Source organism: Actinomycetes bacterium, assembly GCA_036510875.1.
Taxonomy (GTDB): Bacteria; Actinomycetota; Actinomycetes; order Prado026; family Prado026; genus DATCDE01.
Genome location: DATCDE010000002.1, coordinates 1 through 4,999, shown reverse-complemented (window position 1 = coordinate 4,999; position 4,999 = coordinate 1). Strand labels below are relative to the sequence as shown.

The 4,999-nt window shown below is 70.1% G+C and carries 5 protein-coding genes; all 5 read left to right on the top strand.

Going from position 1 to position 4,999, the window contains the following annotated elements; all coding sequences use genetic code 11:
- The coding region (locus tag VIM19_00030; GenBank protein HEY5183307.1) for a sugar transferase at positions 1 to 1,225 on the top strand (1,225 nt) is incomplete at its 5' end.
- 63 nt (positions 1,226 to 1,288) lie between these two features.
- Positions 1,289 to 2,449 carry a DegT/DnrJ/EryC1/StrS family aminotransferase gene (locus tag VIM19_00025; protein HEY5183306.1) on the top strand — a complete coding sequence of 387 codons (1,161 nt, stop codon included), beginning with the start codon at positions 1,289 to 1,291 and terminating at the stop codon, positions 2,447 to 2,449.
- Positions 2,446 to 3,159, top strand: coding sequence for a NeuD/PglB/VioB family sugar acetyltransferase (locus VIM19_00020; protein HEY5183305.1), 714 nt, complete (start codon positions 2,446 to 2,448; stop codon positions 3,157 to 3,159). The genes VIM19_00025 and VIM19_00020 overlap by 4 nt, the downstream gene beginning before the upstream one ends.
- Positions 3,159 to 4,265 (top strand): DegT/DnrJ/EryC1/StrS family aminotransferase, encoded by a 1,107-nt coding sequence (locus VIM19_00015; GenBank protein ID HEY5183304.1) that lies wholly within the window; start codon positions 3,159 to 3,161, stop codon positions 4,263 to 4,265. Before VIM19_00020 ends, VIM19_00015 begins: the two co-directional genes overlap by 1 nt.
- A gap of 241 nt (positions 4,266 to 4,506) precedes the next feature.
- Positions 4,507 to 4,999, top strand: a 493-nt coding sequence (locus tag VIM19_00010) for a N,N-dimethylformamidase beta subunit family domain-containing protein (protein ID HEY5183303.1), incomplete at its 3' end; no start/stop codon positions are given.

Sequence of the window (4,999 nt, the reverse complement as noted above, 5' to 3'; positions counted from 1 at the left end):
CAACCGCGGTTACGAGGCGCGGTACCTGGTCGTCGGTTCGGAGGAGTTCCGGAGAGTCGGTCGCGCCGCCCTGACGGTGACTGCCCTGGTCACCTTCACGGCCTACCTCCTTGAGTACGAGCTGTCGCGTCGATTCGTGCTGATCACGCTCCCAGCAGTCGCGGTGCTCTCGCTCGCGGGACGCTACGGACTGCGCAAGTGGCTGCACCATCGGCGCTCCGCTGGTGACTTCCTGCACCGCGTGGTGGTCGTCGGCCACGAGGGGCCAGTCGTCGACCTGCTCGACCGGCTGGGTGAGCAGCGCTACCACGGCCTGCACATCGTCGGCGCCTGCCTGCCGGTGACGGGACAACGAGTGCCGCTGCTGGAGGCCGGCATACCGGTGATCGGGGGCTACGACACGGTCGCGCACGCTGTGCGGCTGACCGGAGCGGACACCGTCGCGGTGCTGGCGGCCGGCGACCTCGGCCCCGAGCAGCTGCGCCGCCTGGCCTGGGACCTCGAGCCGACCGGCGCCGACCTGCTGGTCGCGCCCTCCCTCGTCGAAGTGGCCGGCCCGCGGCTTTCCATCCGTCCGGTGTCCGGCCTGCCGCTGCTGCACGTCGAGCAGCCGTCGTTCTCCGGGGGTCGTCGATTCTTCAAGTCGGTCTTCGACCGGCTGACGGCCGCCGCGGCGCTGGTCCTGCTCTCGCCGCTGCTGCTGGCGGTGGCGGTGGCCATCCGGATCGACAGTCACGGTCCGGCGATCTTCAAGCAGGTGCGCATCGGCAAGGACGGCCGGCCGTTCCGGCTGTACAAGTTCCGCTCCATGGTGGTGGACGCCGAGGCCCAGCGCTCGAACCTGCTGGAGCACAACGACCGCGACGGCCTGATGTTCAAGATGCACGCCGACCCGCGGATCACCCGGGTCGGCGGGTGGATCCGCCGCTACTCGATCGACGAGATGCCGCAGCTGGTCAACGTCGCTGTGGGCCAGATGTCGCTGGTCGGCCCCCGTCCGCCGCTGCCCGACGAGGTCGAGAAGTACGCCGACCACGTGCGCCGCCGGTTGCTCGTACGACCGGGGCTGACCGGTCTGTGGCAGGTCAGCGGACGCGCGGACCTCAGCTGGGAGGAGTCGATCCGGCTCGACCTGCGCTACGTGGACAACTGGTCGTTTGCCTTCGACCTGCAGATCCTGTGGAAGACCGGCCGGGCGGTACTCGGGGGATCCGGCGCCTACTGATTCCACTCGAATGGCGTCGGTCGGACAGTGCAGGCACAGGACGGCTCGGAGGATGATCTCAGCATGACCCAGACGACAGGCCGCAGCACGATCCCGGTGATGGTCCCGTGGCTCGGCGAGGAGGAGGCCCAAGCCGCTGCGGCAGCCGTGATGTCGGGCTGGGTGGCCCAGGGACCTCGCGTGCAGGAGTTTGAGCGAGCCTTCGCCGAGCGGGTCGGGGCTGCGCACGGCGTCGCTGTCACCTCGTGCACGACCGCGCTGCACCTGGCGTTGGTGGTGGCCGGAATCGGCGCCGGCGACGAAGTCGTGGTGCCGTCGTTCTCCTTCGTGGCCACGACCAACGCGCCTCGCTACGTCGGAGCCACGCCGGTCTTCGCTGACGTCGACCCGCTCACGGGCAACGTGACGGCCGAGACCGTAGCGGCGGTTCTCTCCGGGCGTACCAAGGCCGTCATCGTCGTCCACCAGGGCGGAGTCCCCGCGGACGTCGAGCCGTTGCGAGCGCTGGCCGTCGAGCGCGGTCTGCTGGTCATCGAGGACGCCGCGTGCGCGGCCGGCTCTGAGTACCGAGGGAAGCCGGTCGGCTGGGGGGCGTTGATGACCGCCTGGTCGTTCCACCCGCGCAAGCTGCTGACCACCGGTGAGGGCGGCATGCTCACGACGGACGACCCCGACCTAGCGGCCCGCCTGCGACGGCTGCGGGAGCACGGCATGAGCGTGTCGGCTGCGGACCGCCATGCGGCGGCCGACCGGGTGATCGTCGAGCAGTACCTCGAGGTCGGCTTCAACTATCGGATGACTGACGTCCAGGCGGCCATTGGACTTGTGCAGCTCGGCCGTCTCGACGAGATCGTCGCGCGTCGACGCGCGCTGGCGGAGCGCTACCAGTCCCTGCTGGGCCTTGTGCCTGGCCTGCGCTGCGTCACCGACCCGTCCTATGGCACCAGCAACTTCCAGTCCTTCTGGGTGGAGCTCGACGCAGGCTTCCCCGTGACCCGCGACGAGCTTCTCGCGCAGCTCGCTGCCGCTGGGATCTCGGCCCGGCGGGGCATCATGGCCGCACACCTGGAACCTGCCCACGCGGATCTCGCTCCGGCCTCGCTGCCGGTCACCGAGCGGCTGACCAAGCAGTCGCTGATACTGCCGCTGTTCCACGGGCTCACGGAGGAAGACCAGGACCGGGTGGTCGAGGTCCTCGCCCGGGCCGCGAAGGGTCCTGGGTGACCGCTCCACAGCCGTTGCTGCTTGTCGGCTCCGGGGGCCTGGCCCGGGAGGTGGCGCAGGCGGTCCGCGGGTGGCCAGATGCGCCCTGGGAGCTGTTTGGCTTCCTGGACGACGACCCTGCTCGGTGGGGGGGCGTGGTCGCCGGCTTGCCGGTGCTTGGCCCGCCGGAGACCGCAGTAGAGCGGTCCGCGGCGGCCGTTGTGGTGTGCACCGGGCGGCCGGGGGACTATGCCAGCCGGGCGCGCCTGGTCGCCCGGCTCGGACTCGATGCGGACCGGTATGCCACTGTCGTCCATCCCACGGCCTGGCTGTCGCCCGACACGCAGGTCGGCGCTGGGACGGTGCTGCTGGCCGGGGTGGTGGCCACCGCTTCGGTCCGGATCGGCGCCCACGTTGCCGTCATGCCGGGCTGCGTGGTGACCCACGACGACGTCGTGGACGACTACGCCACCTTGGCATCGCGGGTCGTGCTGGGCGGGTCCGTCCACATCGGCCGTGGTGCCTACCTCGGGGCCGGGAGCATGGTGCGCGAGGGCCTGGACGTGGGCGAATGGTCGCTCACCGGCATGGGATCGCTCGTGCTGCGCGACGTCCCTGCCCAGGAGATGTGGTTCGGATCACCGGCCACCCACCGCGGCGCCGCACCCGACCCAGTCCTCGCTCACGCTCGGCAGGAACAACCTATCCACTCCGAACCCGGGAGCACCTGATGACCACCGTCCCTCTCGTCGACCTCGGCTGGCAGCAGCGGGAGGTGGCCGCTGAGGTGGCCGAAGGCTTCGCCCAGGTCCTGGCCGCGACCGACTTCGTCGGCGGCGGCGCGGTTCACCGGTTCGAGGAGGCCTACGCCGCCTACACCGGCGTCGCTCACTGCATCGGCGTGGGCAACGGCACGGATGCCTTGGAGATCGCTCTTCGTGCGTCCGGGATCGGCGCGGACGACGAGGTGATCGTTCCGGCGAATACGTTCGTCGCCACGGCGGAAGCAGTTGTGCGGGCCGGCGCCCGACCGGTGTTCGTGGACGTGAAAGCGGACACGCTCCTCCTCGACTCGGAGGCGGTGGCGGCCGCTGTCGGACCGCGCACCCGGGCGGTGATCCCGGTGCACCTGTTCGGACAGGCAGCGCCGGTCGAGCAGCTGGCCGACCTCGTGGCGAGGCACGACCTCGTGGTCATCGAGGACGCCGCCCAGTCCCAGGGAGCGACGCGACTCGGTCGCCCCGCCGGGAGTCTCGGCCAGGTAGCGGGGACCAGCTTCTACCCCGGCAAGAACCTGGGCGCCTACGGCGACGCGGGGGCCGTGCTCACGGACGACGAGGGTGTCGCCCATCGAGCGCGGTTGCTGGCGAACCATGGCAGCGACCGCAAGTACATCCACGAGTCGTTCGGGTTCAACTCTCGGCTGGACACGCTGCAGGCCGTGGTGTTGTCCGCGAAGCTGGCGCGGCTGGACGGTTGGAACGAGCTGCGCCGTGCGGCAGCGGCCATCTACGCCGAGCTCCTCGCTGATCTCGAACCGGTGGTCCTGCCGACGGTCGCGTCGAGCAGTGTGCCGGTTTGGCACCTGTACGTGGTCCGGGTGCCTCGACGCGACGAGGTGCTTCACCGACTCCAGGAGGCGGGAGTTGGCGCAGGCATCCACTACCCGGTCGCGGTCCACCTGCAGCCGGCGTTCGCCGGGTACGGGAAGGGGGCCGGTTCCGCACCGGTCGCCGAACGTGCAGCCGAGCAGATCCTCTCGCTTCCGCTCTACCCCGGGATCACGCCGGAGCAGCAGGACCGGGTCGCGACGGCGCTGCGGGAGGCTCTGCAGTGACGCATTCGGAGCCGTCGATTGCACTGTGTTACAAGGCAGATGCACAGGGTTGGGAGCGGGTTCAACCGATCGGCCAGACTTGGCTGCGGGCCCTGCCTTCGGGATGGATCCGCGGGTTAGCCTGACGCCTCGGCGGGTGCCCCGGGGGCTGCGCCGTTGTTCGTCGGGGGATACCAAGCGGGGAGTGGGTAACAACATGATGCGTCGCGTTCGGTCGGGACTCGTGGCAGCCGTCGGAGTGATGGCGACGGTGATCGTGCTGCTGCCGGTCAGTGCTCCGGCTGCCTCCGCAGCCGATCCCTGCAACCCCGTCGTCAGCGTGATCGCCTGCGAGAACTCCAAGCCGGGCACGCCCGAGTCGGTGTGGGACATCTCCGGGTCGGGTGACTCCACAATCCAGGGGTTCGCCACGGGCATGAGCGTGAACGTGGGGCAGACCGAGTCGTTCAAGATCAAGACCTCGGCACCGTACTCGATCGACATCTACCGGTTGGGCTGGTACGGCGGGGACGGTGCGCGGCTGATCACGTCTGTCACTCCGACGCCCCGCACGCAACCGGCTTGCGGAACGATCCCGAATGCGACGGGGTCGTCGCCGGCGCCGGTGGACTGCGGGAACTGGGCGGTCTCGGCGTCGTGGGCGGTGCCCTCGACGGCCGTTTCCGGGGTGTACATCGCGCGGCTGACCCGGACGGACACCGGTGGGGCCAGTCACATCGTGTTCGTGGTGCGCA